The sequence below is a fragment of the Brachybacterium avium genome (assembly GCF_002216795.1).
Classification (GTDB): Bacteria; Actinomycetota; Actinomycetes; order Actinomycetales; family Dermabacteraceae; genus Brachybacterium; species Brachybacterium avium.
In genome coordinates this window covers 2,873,913-2,896,683 of record NZ_CP022316.1, presented here as the reverse complement: position 1 = coordinate 2,896,683, position 22,771 = coordinate 2,873,913, and the positions used below count along the sequence as shown (strand labels likewise).

General features: G+C 70.7%; 18 protein-coding genes and 1 pseudogene. 4 read left to right on the top strand and 15 right to left on the bottom strand.

Annotated elements, in window-relative coordinates:
* Nucleotides 1–27: 27 nt before the first annotated feature.
* The 10 genes and pseudogenes from CFK39_RS12970 to CFK39_RS12930 all read right to left on the bottom strand — a co-directional run bounded on the left by CFK39_RS12970 (nucleotide 28) and on the right by CFK39_RS12930 (nucleotide 11,752).
* The gene (locus CFK39_RS12970) at nucleotides 28–939 is read right to left on the bottom strand and encodes a PDDEXK family nuclease (protein ID WP_157697170.1); all 912 of its coding nucleotides are present in this window, start codon (nucleotides 937–939) and stop codon (nucleotides 28–30) included.
* Nucleotides 940–1,565: 626 nt separating this feature from the next.
* Nucleotides 1,566–3,176 carry a signal recognition particle protein gene (gene ffh / locus CFK39_RS12965; RefSeq protein ID WP_089065808.1) on the bottom strand — a complete coding sequence of 537 codons (1,611 nt, stop codon included), beginning with the start codon at nucleotides 3,174–3,176 and terminating at the stop codon, nucleotides 1,566–1,568.
* Nucleotides 3,177–3,330: 154 nt separating this feature from the next.
* Entirely contained in the window at nucleotides 3,331–5,676 is a 2,346-nt protein-coding gene (locus CFK39_RS12960) for a [protein-PII] uridylyltransferase family protein (protein ID WP_089065807.1), read from the bottom strand.
* On the bottom strand, nucleotides 5,666–6,004 hold the full coding sequence (locus CFK39_RS12955; protein ID WP_089065806.1) for a P-II family nitrogen regulator: 339 nt from the start codon (nucleotides 6,002–6,004) through the stop codon (nucleotides 5,666–5,668). Before CFK39_RS12955 ends, CFK39_RS12960 begins: the two co-directional genes overlap by 11 nt.
* Nucleotides 6,001–7,356, bottom strand: coding sequence for an ammonium transporter (locus tag CFK39_RS12950; protein WP_089065805.1), 1,356 nt, complete (start codon nucleotides 7,354–7,356; stop codon nucleotides 6,001–6,003). Before CFK39_RS12950 ends, CFK39_RS12955 begins: the two co-directional genes overlap by 4 nt.
* Nucleotides 7,357–7,592: 236 nt before the next feature.
* Complete coding sequence (gene ftsY, locus CFK39_RS12945; protein WP_089065804.1) at nucleotides 7,593–9,134, bottom strand: signal recognition particle-docking protein FtsY; 1,542 nt, start codon at nucleotides 9,132–9,134, stop codon at nucleotides 7,593–7,595.
* 107 nt (nucleotides 9,135–9,241) lie between these two features.
* A complete protein-coding gene (locus CFK39_RS16285; RefSeq protein WP_157697169.1) occupies nucleotides 9,242–9,403 on the bottom strand; it encodes a hypothetical protein in 162 nt (53 codons plus the stop codon).
* A gap of 79 nt (nucleotides 9,404–9,482) precedes the next feature.
* Nucleotides 9,483–9,908, bottom strand: a complete 426-nt coding sequence (ndk, locus tag CFK39_RS12940; RefSeq protein ID WP_089065803.1) for a nucleoside-diphosphate kinase — start codon at nucleotides 9,906–9,908, stop codon at nucleotides 9,483–9,485.
* Nucleotides 9,909–9,984: 76 nt separating this feature from the next.
* A complete protein-coding gene (locus tag CFK39_RS12935) occupies nucleotides 9,985–10,401 on the bottom strand; it encodes a DUF4233 domain-containing protein (RefSeq protein ID WP_089065802.1) in 417 nt (138 codons plus the stop codon).
* Between the two features lie 2 nt (nucleotides 10,402–10,403).
* Nucleotides 10,404–11,752, bottom strand: a pseudogene (locus tag CFK39_RS12930) (bifunctional folylpolyglutamate synthase/dihydrofolate synthase).
* A gap of 227 nt (nucleotides 11,753–11,979) precedes the next feature.
* Between CFK39_RS12930 and CFK39_RS12925 the strand changes: the two are divergent.
* Together CFK39_RS12925 and CFK39_RS12920 are read left to right on the top strand one after the other, a co-directional pair.
* On the top strand, nucleotides 11,980–12,765 hold the full coding sequence (locus CFK39_RS12925; protein ID WP_089065801.1) for a hypothetical protein: 786 nt from the start codon (nucleotides 11,980–11,982) through the stop codon (nucleotides 12,763–12,765).
* The gene (locus CFK39_RS12920) at nucleotides 12,762–14,342 is read left to right on the top strand and encodes a hypothetical protein (RefSeq protein WP_089065800.1); all 1,581 of its coding nucleotides are present in this window, start codon (nucleotides 12,762–12,764) and stop codon (nucleotides 14,340–14,342) included. The genes CFK39_RS12925 and CFK39_RS12920 overlap by 4 nt, the downstream gene beginning before the upstream one ends.
* 85 nt (nucleotides 14,343–14,427) lie before the next feature.
* On the opposite strand, the gene CFK39_RS12915 is transcribed toward CFK39_RS12920, so the two are convergent.
* Both CFK39_RS12915 and ileS read right to left on the bottom strand, forming a co-directional pair.
* On the bottom strand, nucleotides 14,428–14,907 hold the full coding sequence (locus CFK39_RS12915; RefSeq protein ID WP_157697168.1) for a hypothetical protein: 480 nt from the start codon (nucleotides 14,905–14,907) through the stop codon (nucleotides 14,428–14,430).
* A 197-nt stretch (nucleotides 14,908–15,104) separates the two neighbouring features.
* Entirely contained in the window at nucleotides 15,105–18,407 is a 3,303-nt protein-coding gene (gene ileS / locus CFK39_RS12910) for an isoleucine--tRNA ligase (protein ID WP_089065798.1), read from the bottom strand.
* Nucleotides 18,408–18,862: 455 nt separating this feature from the next.
* Here ileS and CFK39_RS12905 point away from each other — a divergent pair, with 455 nt between their 5' ends.
* Nucleotides 18,863–19,093 carry a hypothetical protein gene (locus tag CFK39_RS12905; protein ID WP_089065797.1) on the top strand — a complete coding sequence of 77 codons (231 nt, stop codon included), beginning with the start codon at nucleotides 18,863–18,865 and terminating at the stop codon, nucleotides 19,091–19,093.
* A 132-nt stretch (nucleotides 19,094–19,225) separates the two neighbouring features.
* Complete coding sequence (locus CFK39_RS12900; protein WP_089065796.1) at nucleotides 19,226–19,498, top strand: 2Fe-2S iron-sulfur cluster-binding protein; 273 nt, start codon at nucleotides 19,226–19,228, stop codon at nucleotides 19,496–19,498.
* Between the two features lie 80 nt (nucleotides 19,499–19,578).
* Here CFK39_RS12900 and CFK39_RS12895 read toward each other — a convergent pair whose 3' ends face one another.
* The 3 genes from CFK39_RS12895 to CFK39_RS12885 all read right to left on the bottom strand — a co-directional run bounded on the left by CFK39_RS12895 (nucleotide 19,579) and on the right by CFK39_RS12885 (nucleotide 22,750).
* Nucleotides 19,579–19,803 (bottom strand): hypothetical protein, encoded by a 225-nt coding sequence (locus CFK39_RS12895; protein WP_089065795.1) that lies wholly within the window; start codon nucleotides 19,801–19,803, stop codon nucleotides 19,579–19,581.
* Nucleotides 19,804–20,081: 278 nt separating this feature from the next.
* Nucleotides 20,082–21,956, bottom strand: a complete 1,875-nt coding sequence (locus CFK39_RS12890; protein WP_157697167.1) for an ABC transporter ATP-binding protein — start codon at nucleotides 21,954–21,956, stop codon at nucleotides 20,082–20,084.
* Nucleotides 21,956–22,750: an SDR family oxidoreductase gene (locus tag CFK39_RS12885; RefSeq protein ID WP_089065793.1), complete on the bottom strand. Its 795-nt coding sequence runs from the start codon at nucleotides 22,748–22,750 to the stop codon at nucleotides 21,956–21,958. Before CFK39_RS12885 ends, CFK39_RS12890 begins: the two co-directional genes overlap by 1 nt.
* Between the last annotated feature and the right edge of the window lie 21 nt (nucleotides 22,751–22,771).

The window sequence follows — 22,771 nt, the reverse complement described above, 5'->3', positions numbered from 1 at the left end:
TCTCCGCTGTCACGACGTCGGGCGGGATCAGAGCACCACCCGGCGCCGCTGCAGCGCATCTGTGAGCCGAGCGAAGAATGCTCCCGGCTGGTGGTAGTCGGCAATGGTGGCCCTCACGACCTTCCAGCCGGCCTCGTGCAGGACATCGGTCTTGTTCAGGTCCTTCTGCCAGGTCTTCCGGTTCTTCCGGTGATCCTCGCTGTCGTATTCGATGGCGATCTTCTCAGCCGGGTAGGCGAGGTCGATGTAGAACTCGGTCCCCGTCGTCTCCTCGAGGACCCGGACGTTCAATTCGGGCTCCGGGAACTCCCGCCGCAGCATCTGCAGGCGCAGCTTCGTCTCCATCGGTGACCACGACCGCTCACGGACATGGGGCAGCGCCTTGCGCAGCGCCGGGGCTCCGCGCCCCCGCAGCTCCCCGATCAGCTCCTCCATCTCGGAGCGGCGCACCCGACGGTGAGCTCCGCACTGATCGGCCGCCAGGGCATCCATCGCCACGATCAGGTCCACCTGCGAGAGCTGTGCGGCGATGTCCTGCAGAGCGCTCAACGGATGTGACATCACCACACTGCTGAAGGTGATCTCCGGCTGAGGAAGGGAGCGGTGCACGACGACGAGGGACCCCGCGGTCGGGCTCGAAGCGAAAGGCCCCCGGCAATGGATCGCAGAGCCGCCATCGGCGGTGAGCTTGCGAGGGAGCGGGATGCCGATGAGCTCGGCAGCAGTCTGATGGCTGAGCACCGCTCCCGGCCTGACATGCTTCTGGAAGAACGCGGCGAGCACCGCCAGCGTGAGCTCGGTGTCGGCACGGGCCCACCATCCGGGGAACACCCGACGCATGGCATGAGAGGCGAGGTCACGGCGGTGCATCCCACCCCTGAGCAGGTGGGCACGACTGTAGAGGGTCTTGGTGCGCAGGTCAGAGGGCCGAAGCGACATGTTCGGAGCGTACGAACCCGAGGGGGTCCGGCGCGGAGGCAGCCGTCCGCTGTGGACGAGACGCCGCTGGGGAGGGACCGTGGCACCGGAGAGACCAGCCCCGTCAGGCGGCGCGCCGATTCACCGCCGGCTCATCGCAGTGCGGAGCAGTCGGGACGAAGCACGAAGTGCCAGCGGGCGGGAACCTCCCGGCTCACCGCGCATCACAGCTCTATGAGGCGCTCAGCCACGACGAGAAACGTGCCAGAGAGATGGAACTTTTCTCACCGCCAGTAGGGCCGCCCCGCCGGATTCCCGGCCACGACGAGAAAGGTGCCAGGGAACTGAAACTTTTCTCATCGTCGCCTGGGCGGTCCCACCGGATTCCCGATCACGTTGGGAAACGTGCCAGAGAACCGGTACTTCCCTCACCGCCGCCGGAGCCGCCCCACCTAGCACCCGGCCACGACGAAAAACGTGCCGGGAAACTGGAACTTTTCGCACTGCGACGGCACGACGGCACGGGGTGCTGGGAGACAGCGGCACAACGGCACGGGGGCGGGGCGTGGGGCGTGGGGCGCGGCGGGACTGCGGCACGACGCGCGGCGGGACCGCGACCGCGGCACCGCGTTTCCGCGGTGCGGCGGTCACTTGCCGCCGAGGAGCTTCTGCATCTCCGGCGGGAGCTGCTTGGGGTCGAAGTCGGACAGGTCCGGCTGGCCGGCCTGCTGGCCCGCTCCCCCGGCGCCGCCGCCGAAGGCCGAGCCTCCCTGACCCCCGGTGCCGCCGCCTGCCGCGGCTTTCTTCGCCGCCTCGGCCTGCTCGCGAGCGGCCTTGGCCGGGTTCTTGGACTTGGACTTCTTCCCCTGCTTCTGCGGAGCCTGCTTGCCACGGGACTTCTTGCCCATTCCCATCCCGGGGCCGCCGGGCATGCCGGGCATGCCACCGCCGCCCATGCCCTTGCCCATCGTCTTCATCATCTGCTGGGCCTGCTTGAACCGCTCCAGCAGCTGGTTGATCTGCTGGACGGTGGTGCCGGAGCCCTTGGCGATGCGGGTGCGGCGCGAGCCGTTGATGACCTTGGGGTCGTTGCGCTCCTGCGGCGTCATCGAACGGATGATCGCCTCGACCCTGCCGATCTCGGATTCGTCGAAGTTCTCGAGCGCCTCGCGGTGCTGGCCCATGTTCGGCAGCATGCCGAGCATCTTCTTGATGTTGCCCATGTTCTTGAGCTGCTGCATCTGGGAGAGGAAGTCGTCGAGGGTGAAGTCCTCGCCGGAGGCGAGCTTCGCCGCGGCCTTCTCGGCCTCCTCCTGATCGAACGCCTTCTCCGCCTGCTCGATCAGGGTGAGGACGTCACCCATGTCGAGAATGCGGTTGGCCATGCGGTCCGGGTGGAAGCGCTCGAAGTCGTCGGGGCCCTCACCGGTGGAGGCGAACAGGATCGGGCGCTGGGTGACCCCGGTGATGGACAGCGCGGCACCGCCGCGGGCGTCGCCGTCGAGCTTGGAGAGCACCACGCCGGTGAAGCCGACGCCGTCGCGGAATGCCTCCGCGACGCGGGCGGCGTCCTGGCCGATCATCGCGTCGACCACGAACAGGGTCTCGTCGGGGTTGACGGCGTCGCGGATGTTCCGCGCCTGCTCCATCATCTCCTCGTCGATGCCGAGACGACCGGCGGTGTCGACGATGACCACGTCGTGCTGCTGGAACTGCGCGGTGGACACGCCGTTCATCGCCACCAGCACCGGGTCGCCCACGCCGTTGCCCGGCTCGGGAGCGAACACCGGCACCCCGGCGCGCTCGCCGACGACCTGCAGCTGGGTCACGGCGTTGGGACGCTGGAGGTCGGCCGCGACCAGCATCGGGGTGTGGCCCTCGGACTTCATCCACTTCGCGAGCTTGCCGGCGAGGGTGGTCTTGCCGGCGCCCTGCAGGCCGGCGAGCATGATGACCGTGGGCGGGTTCTTCGCCCAGTGCAGATCGCCGGTGGCACCGCCGAGCACCTCGACCAGCTCGTCGTTGACGATCTTGACGACCTGCTGGGCGGGGTTGAGCGCCTTGGAGACCTCTTCGCCGAGCGCGCGCTCGCGGACGCGGCCGGTGAACTCGCGCACCACCGAAACGGCGACGTCGGCGTCGAGCAGGGCACGGCGGATCTCGCGGATCGTCTTGTCGACGTCCGCTTCGGTGAGGCGGCCATGGCCGCGCAGACCCTTCAGCGATGCTGTGATGCGATCGGAGAGGTTGTTGAACACGAAGCGCTTCCCCTTGGTCGTACGGACCGCATCAGTGTAGTGCGCCCGGCGCTGTCACCCCAGGATGCGCGGTCAGACCCACAGGAGAGAACCGACACCCTGCCCGCTCGGCCCCGGCATGTCCCCGGGGCGTCCTCCCGCAGGTGCGGCCCGCTCAGGTCTCGGCGGCCTCCATCAGCGCCGCCGCTATCCGGCCCGTGGAGGGCGGATCCAGCATCCGGCCGTGCTGGTCGGTGAGGTACAGGACGTCGACGGCCCGCCGCCCCAGCGTCATGACATGCGCGCTGCGCACCTGCATCCCGTGCAGGGCGATCGCCTCGGCGACATCGGCCAGCAGGCTGGGGCGGTTGCGCGCGTTGACCTGGACGACGGTCGCTTCCCGCGCGGCGCCGGGCAGCAGCGTCACCACCGGGGTGTCCTCGCTGGTGCGGGGCGGGAGCGAGGGCGGCAGCTCGAGCACGCGGGCGTCGGCCCGTTCGCGGTGGGCGAGCTCGCGCTCCAGCGCCGTGCGCAGCACCGAGGGGTGGGGCAGGTCGGCGGGTGCGGCCGCGACCCACCAGGTGTTCACGGCGATCCCGTCACCGGTGGTGACCACGGCGCTGTGCACGTCCAGCCGCAGCCGCACCAGCACCCTCGCCATCGCCGCGAACACCCCGGCGCCGTCCGGGGCACCCAGACAGATCTGGGAGATCGGCTCGGCCTCGAGGTGGGCGGGGTAGAGAACCTGGGCCCCGCCGCTGCGACGGACAGCCCCGAGCACCGCCTCCTGGGCGGAGCGCTGCGGGGCCAGTCGGGTGCGCGGCGCGGGGACGGTGCCGCTGAGGGCGGTGCGGGCGAGAGCGGTGAGGTGGCCGACGAGGTCGGCGCGCCAGGTGGACCAGGCCGCCGGGCCGGCCGCGATCGCATCGGCCTCGGTGAGCGCACGCAGCAGTTCGAGGGTCTGGAGGTCCTCGTCGACCGCGTCCAGCAGCGCACGGAGCGTGGCGGGGTCGGCGAGGTCGCGGCCGGTGGCGAGATCGACGAGGGTGAGGTGCTCGCGCACCAGGGTGCCGATGGTGCGGGCATCGTCCGCATCGCATCCCAGATGCGCAGCGGCGGCCTCGGCGAGCGGAGCGCCGGCGGCCGCATGATCCCGTGCGTCGGCGTGCTTCCCCAGGTCGTGCAGCAGGGCGGCGACCAGCAGCAGGTCCGGCCTACTGACCTGCCCCACGAAGCGCTGGGCCTCCAGCACGGTCTCGATCTGGTGGCGGTCCACGGTGAAGCGGTGCACGGCAGAGCGCTGGGGCCGGTTGCGGATCTTCTCCCAGCCCGGCACCCAGCGGGCCACGATCCCTTTCACGTCCAGTGCCTCGTAGGTCTCGGCGAGGTGCCGCCCGGCCAGAGCGTCGACCAGCACGTCGCGCTGGCCGGGCTGCAGCGGGCCGGCAGGGGCCTGCGCCATGCGGGCGAGGGTGGCGGCCGACAGGGCCAGGCCGGAGATCGCGGCATGACGGACCGCCGCGACGTCCCGCAGCGGGTCGTCGGAGTCCGGATCCACGGAGACCTCACCGGCCTGGATCAGCACGCCGTGGGCCAGGCGCTGCAGGGCGGGACGGCGGGCGGTGCCGGTGCCGCGGGTGGCGGCGCCGCCGGGGGCCAGCCCTGCCTCGGCCGCGCGCACCGCACGGTGCAGTTCCCAGGTGACGGCGCGGGCGGCGTCGGCCAGCACCCGGTGGTGGTCATCGGCGGTGGCGTGACCGGTCAGGGCCGCGACCGCATCCTGGTCGGCGCGGCGCAGCCGGGTGCCCGAGGTGCCGGTGACGGCCTGCAGCGCGTCGCGGGCATCGCGCAGGGTGGTCGCGGCGGCGTCGACCACGGCATGGTCGTGGTCGGCCAGCCAGCTCTCGGCGAGGGCGCGGATCACGGTGATGTCCCGCAGCCCGCCGCGGTCGGACTTCAGATTCGGCTCCGAGGAGTGGGCGAGGGAGCCGTAGCGGCGCTCCCGGTCGGTGGCGAGCTCCGCGAGCTCTCCCACGCGGCGTCTCGCCTCGCGGCGCCACTGGGTGCGCACTCGCGTGGAGGTGTTCTCGACCAGCTGCGCATCTCCGCAGAGGCGTCGCAGGTCGAGGAGCGAGATCGCGGCCCGCAGGTCCGTCCGGGCGACCTCCGCGCACTCCTCAGGACTGCGCACCGCATGGTCCAGGGAGGTGCCCGAGTCCCAGATCGGGTACCACAGTGAAGTGGCGAGCTGCTCAGCATGCGCCGCATCGATCTGCGCGGGGTCCAGCAGCAGCACCAGGTCCAGGTCGCTCGCCGGTCCCGGTGAGCGCCGGCCCAGGGAGCCGATGGCTGCCAGTGCGGCCCCCTGCGCGGGGCCGTCGGCCCTCCCCCACAGCTCGCGCAGCCAGTCGTCCACGAGGTCCGACTGGGCACGGCGGCGGGAGGGGCCGACGGTGGGGTCCGTGAATCCCTCCTCGAGAACCTGGGAGATCCGACGGGCCGCGAGCGGCTCAGAGGGCATCCGCCCCCCGTTCACCGGTGCGGACCCGGACCACGGAGCCGACGTCGCTGCTCCACACCTTGCCGTCCCCGATCCGTCCGCTGCGCGCGGTGGCGACGACGAGCTCTATGACCGCTTCCTCGTCCTCCTCGCGGGCGAGGATCTCGAGCTTGAGCTTGGGGATGGTGTCGATCCGGTACTCGGCGCCCCGATACACCTCGGCGTGCCCTCCCTGCCGTCCGAAGCCGGCGACCTCGGTGACGGTGAGCCCGCTGATTCCGTGCTCACGCAGGGAGTCGGCGACGTCCTGCAGGGCATGGGGCCGGATGATGGCGGTGATGAGCTTCATCGGTTCTCTCCTGCCGTGACGGGGTGGGGTTCCCCGGTGCGGGCGTCTGCTGGCCGGGTGGTGATGGACCCGGGCCGGCCGTGGGAGGAGCGCTCCCGTCGGGTGGCGAGAGCGCCGCTCAGATCGTAGCCGGACTCCGCGTGCTGGGAGATGTCGATCCCGGCGAGCTCCTGGGCCTCGGGGATCCGCCAGCCCAGCGTGTGCTTCAGCATCAAGGAGATCACCGCGGTGAGCGCGCCGGAGAACAGCATCGCCGCGAGGGCGACGAGGGTCTGCACGAGCAGGAGCGAGATCCCGCCGCCCAGCAGCAGACCACCCTCAGCTGCGAGCAGACCGACGCCGAGGGTGCCGACGAGCCCGCCGACCAGGTGCACCCCGACCACGTCGAGGGAGTCGTCGATGCCGAACCGATGCTTCAGCCCGACGGCCAGTGCGCAGGCCAGGCCTGCGAGGAGCCCCAGCACGATCGACGTGAGCGGCGTCAGCGCGGCGGCGGCCGGGGTGATCGCGACCAGACCCGCGACGACGCCGGAGGCGGCACCGAGAGAGGTCACGTGCTGATCGCGGATCTTCTCCACCAGCGCCCAACCGAGCATCGCGCCTGCGGTCGCGACGGTAGTGTTCACCCAGGCCAGCCCTGCGGCGCCATCGGCCGTGCCGGCGCTGCCTGCGTTGAAGCCGAACCAGCCGAACCACAGCAGCGCGGCTCCCAGCATCACCAGCGGCAGGTTGTGAGGCTTCATCGGCTCGGTGCCGAAGCCCTGGCGGGCACCGACCACGAGAGCGAGCACCAGCCCGGCGACGCCCGCGTTGATGTGCACGACGGTGCCGCCGGCGAAGTCGACGGGCTCGGCGATCGCGGCGAAGGGTCCGTCGGCGCCGAGCAGCCCGCCGCCCCAGACCATGTGGGCGAGCGGGGAGTAGACGGCGAGCACCCAGATCGCGGCGAACACCAGCCAGGTGCCGAGCTTGACCCGGTCGGCGATCGCCCCGGAGATCAGGGCGGTGGAGATGATCGCGAAGGTCAGCTGGAACCCGGCGGCAACCAGGAACGGGACGCCGCTCCCGGCGAGCAGGGACTCCTCATCGCTGCCGACCAGGCCGAAGTGCTGCAGCGGGTGGCCGAGGATCCCGCCGAGGTCGTCGCCGAAGGCGATCGAGTATCCGGCCAGGGTCCAGGAGATCGCGACGACCGCCATCGCCCCGAAGGACATCAGCATCATGTTCAGCACGGTGCGGGCGCGCACCATGCCGCCGTAGAAGAGGGCGAGTCCCGGGGTCATCAGCAGCACCAGAGCGGCGCTGGTGAGGATCCAGGCGGTGGCTCCGGTGTCGAGTTCGAAGGTCTCCATTGCGGCTCCTGAGAGGGCGGAGGGCCGGCCCTGGAGAGGGGTCCTCGACTCCGGGCCGAACGACCGTACAGGTCGTGCCCCCATGGTGTGCCCGCACCCCGCGAGCGCCTGGTCCGCAGGGTGGCCGTGACCTCTCCGTGACCTGCTGTCCCGCGCGCTGGACGCGCACGGCGACGACGGACCCCCGCCGCGGTGCGACGGGGGTCCGGGGAACGAGGCGCGAGGCGGCCGGGCGCTCAGCCCTCGAGCAGGGCGTCGACGAATCCGTGGGGGTCGAAGGGGGTGAGATCGTCCATCCCCTCGCCGAGCCCCACCATCTTCACCGGCACGCCGAGCTCGCGCTGGACGTTGACGACGATGCCGCCCTTGGCCGTGCCGTCGAGCTTGGTGAGCACGATGCCGGTGATGCTCACGGCCTCGGAGAACACCCGGGCCTGCTGCATGCCGTTCTGGCCGGTGGTGGCGTCGATGACCAGCAGCACCTCGGCGACGTGATCGCCGTGCAGGCCCTTCTCGGCGACTCGCCGCACCTTGCCGAGCTCGTCCATCAGGCCCTTCTTGTTCTGCAGGCGGCCGGCGGTGTCGATGATGACCACGTCGACCTCCTGCTCGATGCCCTCCTTGACCGCATCGAAGGCGACGGCGGCAGGATCGGCGCCGTCACGGTCCGAGCGCACGGTGTCCACACCGACGCGGGCGCCCCAGGTCTGGAGCTGGTCGGCGGCGGCGGCACGGAAGGTGTCGGCGGCGCCGAGCACGACGGTGCGCCCGGCGGCGACCAGTACCCGGGCGAGCTTGCCGACCGTGGTGGTCTTGCCGGTGCCGTTGACACCCACCATGAGCAGCACCGAGGGCACCTCCGTGCCATCGGGCGCCTCGCGGCGAGTGGCCGCCAGGCGGCGGTCCAGCTCGGGATTCACCAGGGCGACGAGCTCCTCACGCAGGGCTTCGCGCACCGCTTCGGCGTCGTCGGTGCCGAGCACCTGGATGCGGCGGCGGAGGTTCTCGAGCATCTCGTCGGTGGCATCCGGGCCGAGATCCGCCAGCAGCAGGGTCTCTTCGATCTCGTCCCAGGTGTCCTCGTCCACGCCGCTGCCACGGGTGAGCAGGGTGAGGATGCCACGGCCGAGCGCGCCGGAGCGGGAGAGCCGCTCGCGCAGCCGCACCATGCGGTCAGCGGGTGCCTCGGGGGTCTCGATGACCGCGGCGGATGCGGCCGACGGTGCGTCCTGCTGGGTCGGCTCCCCCGGAGCGTCCGGCTCCGCCGGGACGGGCTGCTCACGGACGGAGGACTGCTCGGGCCCGGTCGGCTGCTCTGCCGCGGCGGGCTGGTCCAGGGGGGTGGGGGCATCGGTCCGCGGCTGTTCGACAATCCCGGTCTCCGGCGCGGTCTCCTGGTCGAAAGGCAGGTCAGCATCGGCGGGTGCGGTCTCCGCCGCCGGACCGGCGGCGGTCTGCTCAGCGGCGGGGACCGGTCCCGGTGCGGACGGGCCCGGAGCAGCCGTCTCCGTGCCTGCGGCGTCCGTCGTGGGCTTCGTCGGCGCCGGCGCCGAGAGCGTGTCGTCCCAGGTCGGTGCGGCGGGACGTTCCTTGAGCGCGGTGCTGCTGCGCGACGTCTGCGCATTCGCGGAGTCCGTGGGAGTGCCGTCCGCGCCGGTGCTGTCGTCGCCGGAGCGTTTGCGCCCTCGGCTGCGGAGGTATGCCCAGGCGCCGGCGCCGAGTACGAGCACACCACCGCCGCCACCAGCGATCAGTGCGAGTAGAGCATCGGGATCCACGGGTCACCTCCGAGGTCGGGGAAGCCGACGATGCGGCGAGGTCGGCTGTCAGTGTAGGTGGGTTTGCTCGGCGAACCGGATCGACCGCTGCCTCTGACCGGGATCTCTCAGCGACCGGTGCGGGAGGTGTGCCGACGATCCGCCTGATCCTCGTCCTCGTCCCGCTCGGACGAGGCCCGCAGCTGCGGCAGCGCGACCATGAGCAGGATCCCGATCGAGAGCAGCACGGCGAAGCCCAGGAAGGCGATGACGATCAGGGACAGGCTCATGCCTCATATTCTGCACGCCGTGGCACGCCAGTGGTGAGGCGCGCCGTGCGGCGCGCCTCACGCGATCAGCTGGTGCCGGTCAGGCGTGCTCGGGGAACCAGATCGCGATCTCACGAGCGGCGGACTCCTCGGAGTCCGAGCCGTGGACGAGGTTCTGGATCACGGGCAGGTCGTCCTCGCAGGCGAGGTCGCCGCGGATGGTGCCGGGGGCGGCTTCGGTGGGGTTGGTGGCTCCGGCCAGCGACCGGAAACCGGGGATCACGTTGACCCCCTCGGCCACGACGGCGACCAGCGGTGCGGAGCCCATGTACTCGACGAGGCCGGGGTAGAAGGGCTTGCCCTCGTGCTCGGCGTAGTGCGCTGCGAGCTCCTCGGCAGTTGCGGTCCGCTGGGTGAGGGCGAGGATTCCATAGCCCTTGGCCTCGATGCGGCGGAGGATCTCTCCTCGCAGGCCGCGCTGGACGGCATCGGGCTTGAGCAGGACGAGTGTGCGCTGTGCGGTCATGGCACCAGGGTACCCACGGATCCGCGGGTGCTCGGCGCACCGGCGAGCGCGGATCACGACCTCGGCGCGGTCGAGCTCAGAGCGTCGGGTCCCCGTCCTCGCGCGCCCTCTTCTCGTGCACGGCGGTGTCCACGCTGTCCTTCTCCCCATCGAGCTGATGGCCCTTGAAGGCGCCGTAGGCATAGAGGGCGGCGAAGCCGAACCCCACCACCCACATGGGGGTGAGCTGCAGGCCGAGCAGGATCACGGGCAGCTGCAGCGCGAGGCCGAGCCAGTAGGGCCATGCGCCGCGGCGCAGCATCCCGGAGCACAGCACCAGTGCGAGCAGGGTGAGCAGCCCCCAGGACCAGGTCAGCACGCGTTCCCCAGGGACCAGCTGGTGGGCGGCCAGCACGGCGAAGAACACCACGAAGGCCTCGATGATGAGGATCGTGGCCGAGAACATGCGCTGCGCGCCGTGCGGGCGTGGAGAGGGGGTGAGGTCCAGGTCCATGCTCACTCCTCCTCGGGGACGCCGAGCAGGTCGCGGACCTCGCCGGCGAGGGTGACCGAGCCGGCCACCACCACGCCGCCGAACTGGTCGCCGTCCGTTTCGGCGAGGTCCACGGCGGCCTGGATCGCGTCGGGCAGGTTCGCCTGCTCCACGACCCGGTCCTCGTCGTCGAAGATGTCTCGTGCCAGGTCCGCCAGACGATCGGTGGGGATGGCGCGCGGCGAACTCGACTGGGTGATGACCACGCTGTCCAGGAGCGGTTCGAGGACGTCGAGGATCTCCGCGGCATCCTTCTCCTGCAGGATGCCGACCAGGCCGACGGTGCGGGTGAAGCGGAAGTTCTCCCGGACCGTCTCGACCAGTGTCATCGCCCCTGCGGGGTTGTGAGCGGCATCCAGCAGGATGGTCGGCGCCTGGCGCACCACCTCAGCGCGCCCGGGGGAGGTCACGCTCGACAGCGCGGTGCTCAGCAGCTCTCCGTCCAGGACGGTGCCGCCGTCGCCGAGCAGCGCTTCCGTCGCGGCGACCGCGAGCAGGGCGTTGCGTGCCTGATGCTCGCCGAGCAACGAGAGGAAGACCTGTTCGTAGCGTCCTGCGATGCCCTGGAGGGTGAGCATCTGCCCACCCACTCCGGGGGTGTGGGAGAGCACCCCGATCTGCTGGTCCTCGATCGCCGCCTCGGTGCCGAGCTCGGCGATCCGCTCGCGCAGCACGTCGGCGGCGTCCTCGTAAGGCTGCGAGGCGATGATCGCGGTGGCCCTCGCCGTGAGGATGCCGGCCTTCTCCCCGCGATCTCGGCGATGGTCTCGCCGAGGTAGTCCTGGTGGTCCAGGGAGATCGGGGTGATCACGGTGACGTCGGGGTCCACCGCGCCGGTGGCGTCCCAGGTCCCGCCGAGGCCGGTCTCGACCACGGCCACATCCACAGGGGCGGAGGCGAAGGCCTGGAAGGCCATCGCGGTGAGGTATTCGAAGTAGGTCAGCCGCACTCCCCCGGCGGCCTCCTGCTCGGCGTCGACGATCTCTGCGAACGGCTCCACGTCGCGGTATGCCTGGAGGAAGCCCTCCTCATCGATCGCGGAGCCGTCGATGGCGATCCGCTCCACGGGCGATCGCAGGTGCGGGCTCGTGGTGCGGCCGGTGCGCAGCCCGGATTCGCGCAGGATCCGCTCCAGGATCCGGGCGGTGGTGGTCTTGCCGTTGGTGCCGGCGATCCGGATCGACCGGTAGGAGTTCTGCGGGTCTCCCATCAGCTCCATCACTCGCGTGATGCGGGAGAGGTCCGGTTCGATCCGGTTCTCCGGGGCGCGTTCGAGCAGCGCCGCGTAGACCTCTCGCAGCTCGGGCGACATGGCCGGGCGGGATGTACCCGGGCGGGGAGAACTCGGCACTGCGGCTCCTGGGGGATGACGGGCGGGTGGGGCGCGGATCAGTGTACGAGGGGAGGCTGGGACCGTTCCTCCTCACCGGGCCCCGGTCCACATGGGCAGAAGTGCCCATCGCCGTTCTGTGACGGCGAACATAGCCTCGGGGCAGGAGCGACGGCCGACGGGGCCGCCGGGAAGCGAGGGAGGCTGCGATGACCGAGGTGATCGCGACCGTCGAGCAGGCGGCGGAGTGGGTGGGCCGCGAGTCGGGGTCGCCTGCGGGATGGAACCCGGTGTACCGGGCGCTGGTCTCCGAGCCTCGGCCGGTACCGGCCGGCGCCCCCGGCGTCGCAGGCCTCGACGAGGCGGGCACGGACCTCGTGCAGCGGCAGCTGACGGCCCCGGCCGTGCTGGTCGTGGCGGTGACCGAGGGTGCGCGGACGCGTCGTCTCCGGATCGGTCTGGACCCCGCAGGGGCGACCATCGAGCGGGCCGACGGAGACCGTCCCTCGCACTGGATGGAGTGCGATGTGCGGGAGGTGCCTGCGACGATCACGGCACTGCTCGAGGACGCCGGGATCGACCTCGCTCCCGCACAGCTGAGCATCCGGCGCAGCGGGGATGCGCTGCGACTGACGCCCGAGCAGAACCGCTTCGCTCACGCCGCCCTCACCCGCGGCCTCCCTGCCGCGGAGGCCTTCGCGAGCGTCCCCGGTCTCGACGACTCCCTGCGTGACGCGCTGACGGCGACCGGACCGCGTCTCTCCCTCGCGCTGACGCTCCACGATCCGCACGGGCAGATGACGCAGGAACCGGTGACCTGGTCTCGCCTCTGGGCGGTCGGGAGCAGGGGATTGTATCGACTGGATCAGCCCGCGACGCCGGCGCTGGAGGTCCATCCCGTGGCAGGCGGCGACGTGCTCGGCACCCTCCTGCCGGTCCTCGAGCAGGGGCTCCGCTTCACCGCCGCCTGCGCCGTATCGGGGGGTGCACGGTGAACGCCTTCTGGGGTATGGACACCGCACAGGTGCGCGAGCACGCCGGGCGGCTGCGCACCGCCTCCGGCGAGGTCGAGGACCTCACCGCTCGCCTCACCAGCGCGGTGCAGGGAGCCTCCTGGGCCGGAGCCGATGCCGAGGAGTTCCGGGGCCGATGGGCGTCCCTGGCCAAGGACCGACTGGCGGCCGTGCGCGCAGAGCTGCTCGCGCTGAGCGATGGTGCACTCGGCGAGGCGGACCAGCAGGACGTCGTCTCCACCCCGGACGGAACCTACGCGGGCCCGGGAGGGGACCCGAGCACGATCCCTCCGAGCGATGCCTCCGGGTCCAGCAGCGGGTATCGCCAGGAGGACAACCCCTGGATCCCGAACTGGCTCGAGAATCCGGTCGAGGGCGCCGTCTCAGACCTGGCAGGGATGGTCTCCGCAGGGATCGGCCAGGGGTTCGACACCGGAATCGACCTGCTCGAAGGCGGCCTCGGCCTGTTCGGTGTGAACACCGACGGGATCGCACAGTTCCAGCTGGATGGCGACCACTTCGGCGACATTCTGGAGGACTGGGCCACCGGTGAGCGGGTCCCGACGATCGCCGAGGTGGGCGCCGCCGGGCTGCTGAGCGTGGGCTCGGCGGGCGTGGGGATCTACGAGGCCGCCACCGGCCAGGACACCGCGCTGTTCGATGACCGCCCCGGCGGCATCGTCGAGTCGGTGGCCACCGACTCGGATCCTGCGCAGAGCCCGCAGACCCTGCAGGACCTGATCCTCCAGAACGATGCCCTGCGCATGGAGAACCCCGGGGGTCCGCTTCAGAACGGGCAGATCGGCATTCAGGAGATCCGCAGCGCCAGCAGCGATGAACCCGTGTACATCGTGCAGGTGCCGCCCACCGAAGGTGCGGACATCTCGGATGTTCCCGGCGCCTACGGCGGGCAGGGCAACTCGCGCGACTGGGGCTCGAACCTGCGCCTGACCGCCGGTCAGCATCCTGCCGCGATGGACGACGTCCAGGCCGCGATGGAAGCTGCCGGGGTGCCGCCCGGGGCGGACGTGATGATCGTGGGCCACTCCCAAGGCGGCATCGTCGCGAATCATCTCACCGCTGACCCCTCCTTCAACAGCGCCTCCGGGGAGGCGGGCACATACAATGTGACTCACGCTTTCTCGGTGGGCTCTCCGGTGCAGACCGTCGTCCCGGCGCAGGGATCGACCCAGTCGGTGAATGTGAGTCACGAGGGAGGGATCGGCGCCGGCGGGATCAGCGGCGACCTGATCCCCGGACTCGACCTCGGCGGCGCGCAGGTCGATGGTGGGACACTCGGGGTCCCGAACCGGCACGAGGTCTCTCTGCCGGGGTATCCGGTGGACTCGCTGAACCCCGTGAAGATCCTGGAGTCCAATCACGATTCGGTGGGACTGCAGGGCCAGGCGGAGGGCGGGTACTCAGGCAGTGTGGGCAGGACCACCGCGACCGACCCGACGCTGTCAGCGCTGCAGGACGACCTCACCGGGCGATATCTCGGGGATGGCACCTATGTGGCCGAGTCCCACGTGGTGTCGGTAGGCCGCGGGGCTCCGTGATCCCTCTGCTGCGCTGCACCACCGCGCCCGTCCTCGGCTGCGGTTCACCAAGTGGCCCGGGCGCATCCCGGATCCAGCCCGGTTCTCAGCCCAGTCCGTACTTGGTGTAGAAGGATTCCGCTGTGATCCTGTCGCGGCGCGGGTTCACCGCTGGCATATAGGGGTCGAGCTCCATCGGGGTGATCTCCTCGCCTCCGGCGAGCACCCCGGTGATCCAGCCGACGCGGAGGCTCGTGGCATCGACCTCGTCGAGCTCCTCATAGATGACCGTGATGATGCTGCGCATCGCCTCATCGAAGACGAGAAGTCCGCTGTCACGGTCCTTCGCCTCGAGGGCGACGGTTCCGCGCAGGAGCTGCTCGAAGTTCGCCCCGTCAGCCATCTCGAGCTCCACACTCGCGACGCCCTCCACGCCGGAGGCAGCCTCCTTGGCGGCCGTCACCAGCGCCGTGCGGTCGCGGCCGCACCCACCGAGGATCACGGTCGCCATCGCGGCCGCCCCTCCCAGGAGTCCCCGTCTGCTCACCATGATCATCCCCTCATACCTGCGCTCACGACTGAGCATGCCACGACCGTCGCCTCTCGGGGCCCCGAAGCGATCAGCCGGCACGCCGGCGGGTGCAGTCGAGCGTCGTCCGGTAGATGAAAGCGGCCAGCGGCTCTCGGAAGTCGGTGCAGAACCGCACCGAGACCATGTCGCGATGCGAACGACCGGCGGCGCCTCCTCGCAAGGACGGGGCGCCGCCGGTCGTTGTCCCCCGGTCAGGCGCCGGCGCGGGCCACGGAGACTGTCACGGTGCCGCCGGAGACCTTCTCGCTCGCCGCGTGCGCGCCCTCGGCCGGGCCTGCTGGGACATCGAGCTCCACCGCGAGCACCTCCCCGGCGACGAGTTCTCGATGTGCGGCGACGGCACCGATCACGGACTCATCGCCGTCCACGGTCAGCAGGATCCGATCGGAGACGTCCAGGCCGGCGCCGCGGCGGGCGGCCTGGATCACCCGCACCACGTCGCGGGCGGTGCCCTCGGCCTCGAGCTCGGCGGTGACCCGGGTGTCGAGCGCGACGAAGTCCCCGCCGCGCAGGACGCCGACGACATGGCCGTCCATCGCGGAGGAGTCCCCGGCCACCAGGTCCAGCGAGTACTCGCCCTCGGCCAGAGCGATTCCACCGGAGGTGACCTGGCCGGACTCGTCCACGGACCAGTCGCCCGTCTTGGATCCCTTGATGACGGTCTGCACCTGCTTGCCCAGGCGGGGGCCGGCGGCGCGGGCGTTCACGCTGAGGCGCTGCTCGACGCCCATGCCCTGGGCCTCCTCGCTCGCGACATCCAGCAGGCGCACCGCCTTGACGTTGAGCTCGTCGGCGATGATCCCCGAGAACGCCTCGAGGGAGGTCGGGTCGTGGTGGACGACGGCGAGCTCGGCGAGCGGCAGCCGTGCTCGCAGCTGCTCCTTCTTGCGCAGCGAGTTGCCGACGCCGGCGATGGCGCGGACATCGTCCATCCGGGCCACCAGCTGCGGGTCCTGCGGGAAGAGATCTGCGTCCGGCCAGTCGGTCAGGTGCACGGAGCGACCACCGGTGAGCTGCTTCCAGATCTCCTCGGCGACCATCGGCAGCAGTGGGGCCACCACCTGGCACAGCGTCTCCAGGCAGGTCGAGAGCACGTCGATCGCCTGCTCATCGCCCTCCCAGAAGCGGTCACGGGAGCGGCGCACGTACCAGTTGGTGAGCATGTCGAGGTAGTCCTCGATCAGCTCGGCGGCGTCGGCGATCGCAAGCGCGGTCATCGACTCCTTCACCTCCCGCACCAGATCACCGGTGCGGGCCAGCAGGTAGCGGTCCATGACGTCGGTGGAGTCGTAACGGGTCTTCCCGCGGTATCCGGTCGGCTTCCCGGCCGCGTCCTTCTCACCGGCAGCGTTCGCGTACAGCCCCAGGAAGTACCAGACGTTCCACAGCGGCAGCACTACGTGGCGGGTGGCGTCGCGGATCTTCGGCTCGTCGACCACGAGGTTGCCACCGCGCAGGATCGGGGAGCTCATGAGGAACCAGCGCATCGCGTCAGCGCCGTACTTGTCGAACATCTCGCGCACATCGGGGTAGTTGCCCAGCGACTTGGACATCTTCTGCCCGTCCTCGCCGAGCACGATGCCGTGGCAGATCACCGAGGTGAAGGCGGGGCGGTCGAACAGCGCGGTGGAGAGCACGTGCATGACGTAGAACCAGCCACGGGTCTGCCCGATGTACTCCACGATGAAGTCCGCGGGGTTGTGGGACTCGAACTGCTCGGTGTTCTCGAAGGGGTAGTGCATCTGCGCGAACGGCATCGAGCCGGAGTCGAACCAGACGTCGAAGATCTCCTCGACGCGGCGCATGGTGGACTGCCCGGTCGGGTCATCGGGGTTCGGGCGCGTCAGCTCGTCGATGTACGGCCGGTGCAGGTCCATTTCGCCGTGCTCGTTGCGCGGCAGGGTTCCGAAGGCCTCCTCGATCTGCGCGAGAGAGCCGTAGACGTCGATCCGCGGGTGGTTCGGGTCGTCGCTCTTCCAGATCGGCAGCGGGGTGCCCCAGTAGCGGTTGCGCGAGATCGCCCAGTCGCGGGCGCCTTCGAGCCAGCGGCCGAACTGGCCGTGCTTGACGTTGCCGGGCACCCAGTCGATCTGCTCGTTCAACTCCAGCATCCGCTCGCGCTGGTCGGCGACCTTCACGTACCAGGAGGAGACGGCCTTGTAGATCAGGGGGTTCCGGCAGCGCCAGCAGTGCGGGTAGGAGTGCACATAGCTGGCCTCGCGCAGCAGACGCCCGGAGCGCTGGAGGTTGCGGATCAGCGGGCGGTTCGCCTCGAACACCTGCACGCCGGCGATCTCGTCGAGCTCGGTGCCGGCGAAGTAGTCCAGGAACTGTGCGCCCTCGTCGACCGAGACGATCACGGGAATGCCGTAGGCGGCGTTGACCTGCTGGTCGATCTCGCCGTAGGCGGTGGCCTGATGGACCACGCCGGTGCCGTCATCGGTGGAGACGTAGTCGGCGACGGTGACGATCCAGGCGTTCTCGGTGCCCCACTTCTCCCGGTCCTCGGAGTAGACCGTCCACAGCGGCCGGTAGGCCATGTGCTCGAGCTCGTGCCCGGCGAAGCTGCGCTCCTCGCGGGCGGCGAGCGCGTCCTCGGCGCTCTCGTAGCCGAGCTCCTTGGCGTAGCCGCCCAGCAGTGCGCTCGCCATCAGAAAGCGGCCCTCGCCCGCGGCCGTGCCGTCGGCGGCGCCGAGCGGCCCGGCGGGGACCACCGCGTAGTCGAGCTGCGGGCCGACCGCGAGGGAGAAGTTCGTCGGCAGGGTCCAGGGGGTCGTGGTCCAGGCCAGCGCCCTGACGCCCTGGAGGCCGAGCTCCGCAGCCTTCTCCCCGGTGAAGGGGAAGGTGACGGTGACCGTCTGGTCCTGGCGCTCCTGGTAGACGTCGTCGTCCATCCGCAGCTCGTGGGCGCTCAGCGGCGTCTGGTCCTTCCAGCAGTAGGGCAGCACGTAATAGCCCTCATACGCGCGGCCCTTGTCGTAGAGGGTCTTGAAGGCCCACAGCACCGATTCCATGAAGGTGACGTCGAGGGTCTTGTAGTCGTTCTCGAAGTCGACCCAGCGGGCCTGGCGGGTGACGTAGTCCTCCCACTCCTTGGTGTACTTCAGCACCGAGGCCTGGGCGGCGTTGTTGAACTCCTTCACGCCCATCGCTTCGATCTCGGACTTCTCGGTCATCCCGAGTTCCTTCATCGCCTCGAGCTCGGCGGGCAGCCCGTGAGTGTCCCAGCCGAAGCGGCGGTCGACCTTGTTCCCGCACATGGTGCGGAAGCGCGGGATGACGTCTTTGACGAAGCCGGTCAGCAGGTGACCGTAGTGGGGAAGGCCGTTGGCGAAGGGAGGGCCGTCATAGAAGACGAACTCCTCGGCGCCCTCGCGCTGCGCGATCGAGGCGCGGAAGGTGTCGTCGACGCGCCAGAACTCCTGGATGGCGTTCTCGAGCGCGGGCAGGTTCGGTGAGGGGACGAGGGAGTCTCCGGTGACCGGGTAGACCATGAGGACGGACCTCCGAGGAAGGACAGGGGCTGGGCTGGGACGACATGCGCTCCGAGGACGCTTCCCGACCCTGGGGTCGGTGGCGCGGTACCACCTCGGTTGATGCCTCGCGCCGACGGATGCGACGCAGGGGCCTCCCCTTGTTCCTCAGCGATGACGGGCTGGTCCCGGCGGGTTCTACTGGGCCCGTGCCCGGAGACGGACGGTGGGCGGTTCTTCCCGCGGCTCTCCGGTGATGGCCGGGTCGATGCCGATGGCCAGCAGTGTACGCGGGCCATCGCGAAGGGTCACGCCCGCGGCGAGCGGAGGAGACGCGGGGAACAGCCATCGGCGCCGGGCGGCGGGTCGTGGTCCCAGGCGCACCGGACCGGATGCCCAGCACCCGCCCAGGAGCGGAGGGTGCAATGGGCACAGCGGCGATGAGGACGCCGCTCCCCCCACCAGGAGGAGACGAGATGGACGACGACACCGTTCCGCACCGCAGCAGGGCGACGGCCGGGGCCTCGGCGCTGGGCGCGGCGGCACTGCTGGTGCTCAGCTTCGGCCCCTCCGCCCTCGCAGTCACTCCCTCCGCGCAGCCCGCGCCGACGGTGCGGGCGGCGATCTCCGCCCCCGCCCCTGCCCCGGCGACGGCGGCCGAGACGCCGCGTCGAGCGTCCGACGAGGCCGATCCCACCGCCCGCTGAGCGGTGCGCGCGCCGCTGCGGGAGGTTCTGACGAGGCACGACTCACCTCGTCGCAGACGGGTTCTCGTGGAAGACTAAGACCTTCATGGATCCGCCCCGCGTCACGGGGCGGACGATGCAGAAGGAGCGAGGATGTCGCTGTTCGGAGAGCCCTTCACCGCGAAGTGCCTGAAGTCCGGGATCACGGTCGAGGTCGACGAGGGGCAATCCCTCCTCCAAGCGCTCCTCGATGCCGACATCCCGATGGACTACTCGTGCGAGGGCGGCGTGTGCGGCACCTGCGTGGTGCCGCTGGTCTCCGGCGAGGTCGAGCACATGGACGAGTTCCTCATGGACGACGAGCATGCCGATCAGCTGATCACCTGCGTCTCCCGCGGCGAGGGAGAGATCGAGATCGACGTCTGAGAGAGAGCCGATCCGGGCACCCCCTCAGGCTGTCCTCGTCCGATCAGCCGTCGTCGGCCGCTCTCATCATCGCCGTCGGGTCAGAGACGCGGCCCGGTGAAGATCCAGGTCAGCACGACCAGGGTGATCAGCGCTGCGGCGCTGCCGATCGCGAGCGGCAACCCGATGCTCGGCCCCGTCACCAGCAGGAGCAGCGTCCCGAGGGCGGCCGCGGCGAGCAGGAACGAGAACAGCAGCGGGTGGCCGACGGCCGGCTTCGACCGGCGCAGCGGGGTCACGGCACTCTCGGGAGGCGTCGTCGCCATGCTGGGATCCTCTCCGCCCTGGGGCCGGGTGCGTGCTGAGCCGGTGAGCGCACCCGCCCGTCTCATGCGATGCCACGTGAGGATATGCGATGCGCTCCGATGCTCTTATCCTCTCCCGCACGGTGCGGGTGGCGCATCCCGCCCAGGGTGGAGGGCGGCCTCCACCTTTGGTCGTATTCCGTCGCCGCCCGGTCCCGCTGCCCGCGTCGAGCAGACCCCCTGACTGCCCTGCCCCGACAGCGTGCTGCCGGCTTCTCGAGGAGGGGACGGGCACCGGTTCATGCCGTCGTCCCGCCTCCGGGGACCTCGTCCTCGCGCCAGGCGTCCTGGCGGGCCAGCTCGGCGAAGCTGCCGCCCCGGGCCACGAGCTCCGCGTAGGTGCCCCGTTCGATGATGCGTCCGTTCTCCATCACGAGGATCTGATCGGCGTGGCGGATCGTCGAGAGCCGGTGGGCGATCGAGACCGTTGTGCGCCCGCGGGCGGCGGCGGCGAGGGCCCCGGACATCGCCCGTTCGGTGGCCACGTCCAGAGCGGAGGTCGCCTCGTCCAGCAGCAACACGGGCGGATCCCGCAGGATGGTCCGGGCCAGCGCCAGGCGCTGCTTCTCCCCGCCGGAGAAGCGGTATCCGCGCTCCCCCACCACCGTGCCGTACCCCTCGGGCAGGCCCATCACATGGTCGTGGATCTGGGCGATCCGGCACGCCGCTTCGAGCTCGTCGTCGCTCGCGTCGGGACGTGCGAAACGCAGGTTGTCCGCGACGCTGGCGTGCAGGAGGTAGGTCTCCTGGGTCACCACCCCGATGCTCGCGGCGAGGGACTCCAGCGTGATCTCCCGCAGGTCATGGCCGTCCAGGGTGATCCGCCCGGCCGTCGGCTCGTACAGCCGCGCCATCAGGTAGCCGGTGGTGGTCTTGCCCGAGCCGGTCGCCCCCACCAGCGCCGTGTGCTGACCGGCCGGGACCACCAGGTCCACGCCGGCCAGCGCGGGCTCCTCGGCGCCGGGATAGGTGAAGGCGACCTCCTCGAAGCGGAGCCGGCCGTGCACCGTGGCCGGGTCCAACGCCACTGCCTCCGGCGCATCCTGGATGAGGATCGGCGCATCGAGGTACTCGAAGACCCTCGTGAACAGCGCGAGAGATCTGTTGACCTGGTTCGCCACCCGCAACAGGCCGTTCACCTGCGGGAACAGGCTGGACTGCAGAGCGATGAAGGCGACCAGGGTGCCGATCGTGACTCCCTTCCCCTCGGGGTCGGAGAACAGCAGATGGCCGCCGAGCAGATAGGTCAGCGCCGGGAACAGCGCCATCAAGGTGGTGAAGACGGCCATCTGCCAGCGGCCGGCCATGGTGGAGCGCACCTCGAGATCGGCGAGCTCGCGCGAGTCGGTGGAGAAGGTGCGGGTGAGCGCCTCCGTGCGGCCCATCGTCACCCCGAGCAGGATCCCCGAGACGGACAGCGACTCCTGGATGCCGGCGGACAGGTCGGCCGCCTTCTCCTGGCGGGTACGCACGATCTCGCGCCGACGGCGGCCCACGCGCCGGTTCATCCACACCGCGAAGGGCAGGGCGATCAGGGAGAACAGCGTCAGCCGCCAGTCCAGGGCGACCATGGCGACCAGAGCCATCAGCACCCCCGCACCGGAGGAGACGATCTGTGTCATCACCGAGGTGACCACGGCCTGCATCGAGCCGATGTCCGAGAAGATCCTCGACTGGATCTCGCCGGTGCGGGTGCGGGTGAAGAAACCCAGCCCCATGCGCTGCAGATGCGAGAACACCGAGACCCGCAGATCATGCATCACGGCCTGCCCCACCCGGGTGGAGAGCATCGCCTGGGTGACACCGAGCGCGCTGGCCACCACGGTGACCGCGATCAGCCCGCCGACCGACCAGGCCAGCACATCGGCCCGCTGGCGGGGCAGGGCGACATCCACGATCTCGCGGATCAGGAACGGGGAGACCACCCCGATCGCGGCCGCCAGCACGATCAGCAGCAGCACCCCGACGAGGGTGGCGCGGTAGGGCCGGAACAGTGCCAGCATGCGGCGCACGTCGGGGCGCTGCCCGGGGGCGAGCCGGAGGTCGTCCGGCATCCGGCCGGCGCCCGGCCTCGGGCCCATGCCCCCGCCGTGGCCGCCACCTCCGAAGGCCATCAGGCCCCGTGGTGGCGCGCGATGCGGTGGGCCGCCGCCTGGGCGAGGGGGCGCACGGTGACCAGATCGAGGTTCACGTGATGCGGGGCGTTCAGGGCGTAGGAGATGACGTCGGCGCAGTCCTCGGCGGTCAGCGGCTGTTCGATGCCGTCGTAGACGGCGTCGGCCGCCTCCTGGTTCCCGAGCCGCACCAGGGAGAACTCCTCGGTGCGGACCAGACCGGGGGCGATCTCGATGACCCGCACCTGCTCGCCGTTCAGCTCGAGGCGGAGGGTGCGGGCGAGCATGTGCTCCCCGGCCTTGGCGGCGTTGTAGCCGGAACCGCCGGGATAGGCCTCGTGCGCGGCGACCGAGGTCACGAAGAGCACGTCGCCGCGACCGCTGCGGCGCAGCGCGGGCAGCAGCGCGCGGGTCACCCGCAGGGCTCCGAGCACGTTGGTCTCGTACATCCCCTGCCACTTCTCGATATCCGCTTCGGCGACCGGCTCGACGCCGAGCGCGCCACCGGCGACGTGGACGACGGCATTGAGGGTGTCGCCGAACAGCTCCGCCGCCCGCGTCGTGAGCGCTGCGACCGAGTCATCGTCGGTGATGTCCACGCCGAGCACGGCGCAGCCGGTCTCCTCGGCGAGCGTACGCAGACGCTCCTCTCGCCGGGCGATGGCGAGGACCTGCCAGCCGTCCGCGACCAGGCGCTGTGCGGTGGCCCGGCCGATGCCCGAGGAGGCTCCGGTGACGATGGCGGTCAGGCGGGACGGGTGCTCAGGATCTGTCGAGGCGTTCGCGGAGGTCATGGCGTCACAGTACGCGGACCG

Excerpts from the sequence above, each read along its gene's own strand:
- ndk (WP_089065803.1), bottom strand. The coding sequence starts at position 9,908 with ATGACCGCACAGCGCACACTCGTCCTGCTCAAGCCCGATGCCGTCCAG.
- CFK39_RS12900 (WP_089065796.1), top strand. The coding sequence starts at position 19,226 with ATGTCGCTGTTCGGAGAGCCCTTCACCGCGAAGTGCCTGAAGTCCGGG.
- ileS (WP_089065798.1), bottom strand. The coding sequence starts at position 18,407 with ATGGTCTACCCGGTCACCGGAGACTCCCTCGTCCCCTCACCGAACCTG.
- CFK39_RS12950 (WP_089065805.1), bottom strand. The coding sequence starts at position 7,356 with ATGGAGACCTTCGAACTCGACACCGGAGCCACCGCCTGGATCCTCACC.
- CFK39_RS16285 (WP_157697169.1), bottom strand. The coding sequence starts at position 9,403 with ATGAGCCTGTCCCTGATCGTCATCGCCTTCCTGGGCTTCGCCGTGCTG.
- CFK39_RS12925 (WP_089065801.1), top strand. The coding sequence starts at position 11,980 with ATGACCGAGGTGATCGCGACCGTCGAGCAGGCGGCGGAGTGGGTGGGC.
- CFK39_RS12915 (WP_157697168.1), bottom strand. The coding sequence starts at position 14,907 with ATGCTCAGTCGTGAGCGCAGGTATGAGGGGATGATCATGGTGAGCAGA.
- CFK39_RS12960 (WP_089065807.1), bottom strand. The coding sequence starts at position 5,676 with ATGCCCTCTGAGCCGCTCGCGGCCCGTCGGATCTCCCAGGTTCTCGAG.
- CFK39_RS12970 (WP_157697170.1), bottom strand. The coding sequence starts at position 939 with ATGTCGCTTCGGCCCTCTGACCTGCGCACCAAGACCCTCTACAGTCGT.
- CFK39_RS12895 (WP_089065795.1), bottom strand. The coding sequence starts at position 19,803 with ATGGCGACGACGCCTCCCGAGAGTGCCGTGACCCCGCTGCGCCGGTCG.
- CFK39_RS12935 (WP_089065802.1), bottom strand. The coding sequence starts at position 10,401 with ATGGACCTGGACCTCACCCCCTCTCCACGCCCGCACGGCGCGCAGCGC.
- CFK39_RS12890 (WP_157697167.1), bottom strand. The coding sequence starts at position 21,956 with ATGGCCTTCGGAGGTGGCGGCCACGGCGGGGGCATGGGCCCGAGGCCG.
- CFK39_RS12955 (WP_089065806.1), bottom strand. The coding sequence starts at position 6,004 with ATGAAGCTCATCACCGCCATCATCCGGCCCCATGCCCTGCAGGACGTC.
- CFK39_RS12905 (WP_089065797.1), top strand. The coding sequence starts at position 18,863 with ATGGACGACGACACCGTTCCGCACCGCAGCAGGGCGACGGCCGGGGCC.
- CFK39_RS12885 (WP_089065793.1), bottom strand. The coding sequence starts at position 22,750 with ATGACCTCCGCGAACGCCTCGACAGATCCTGAGCACCCGTCCCGCCTG.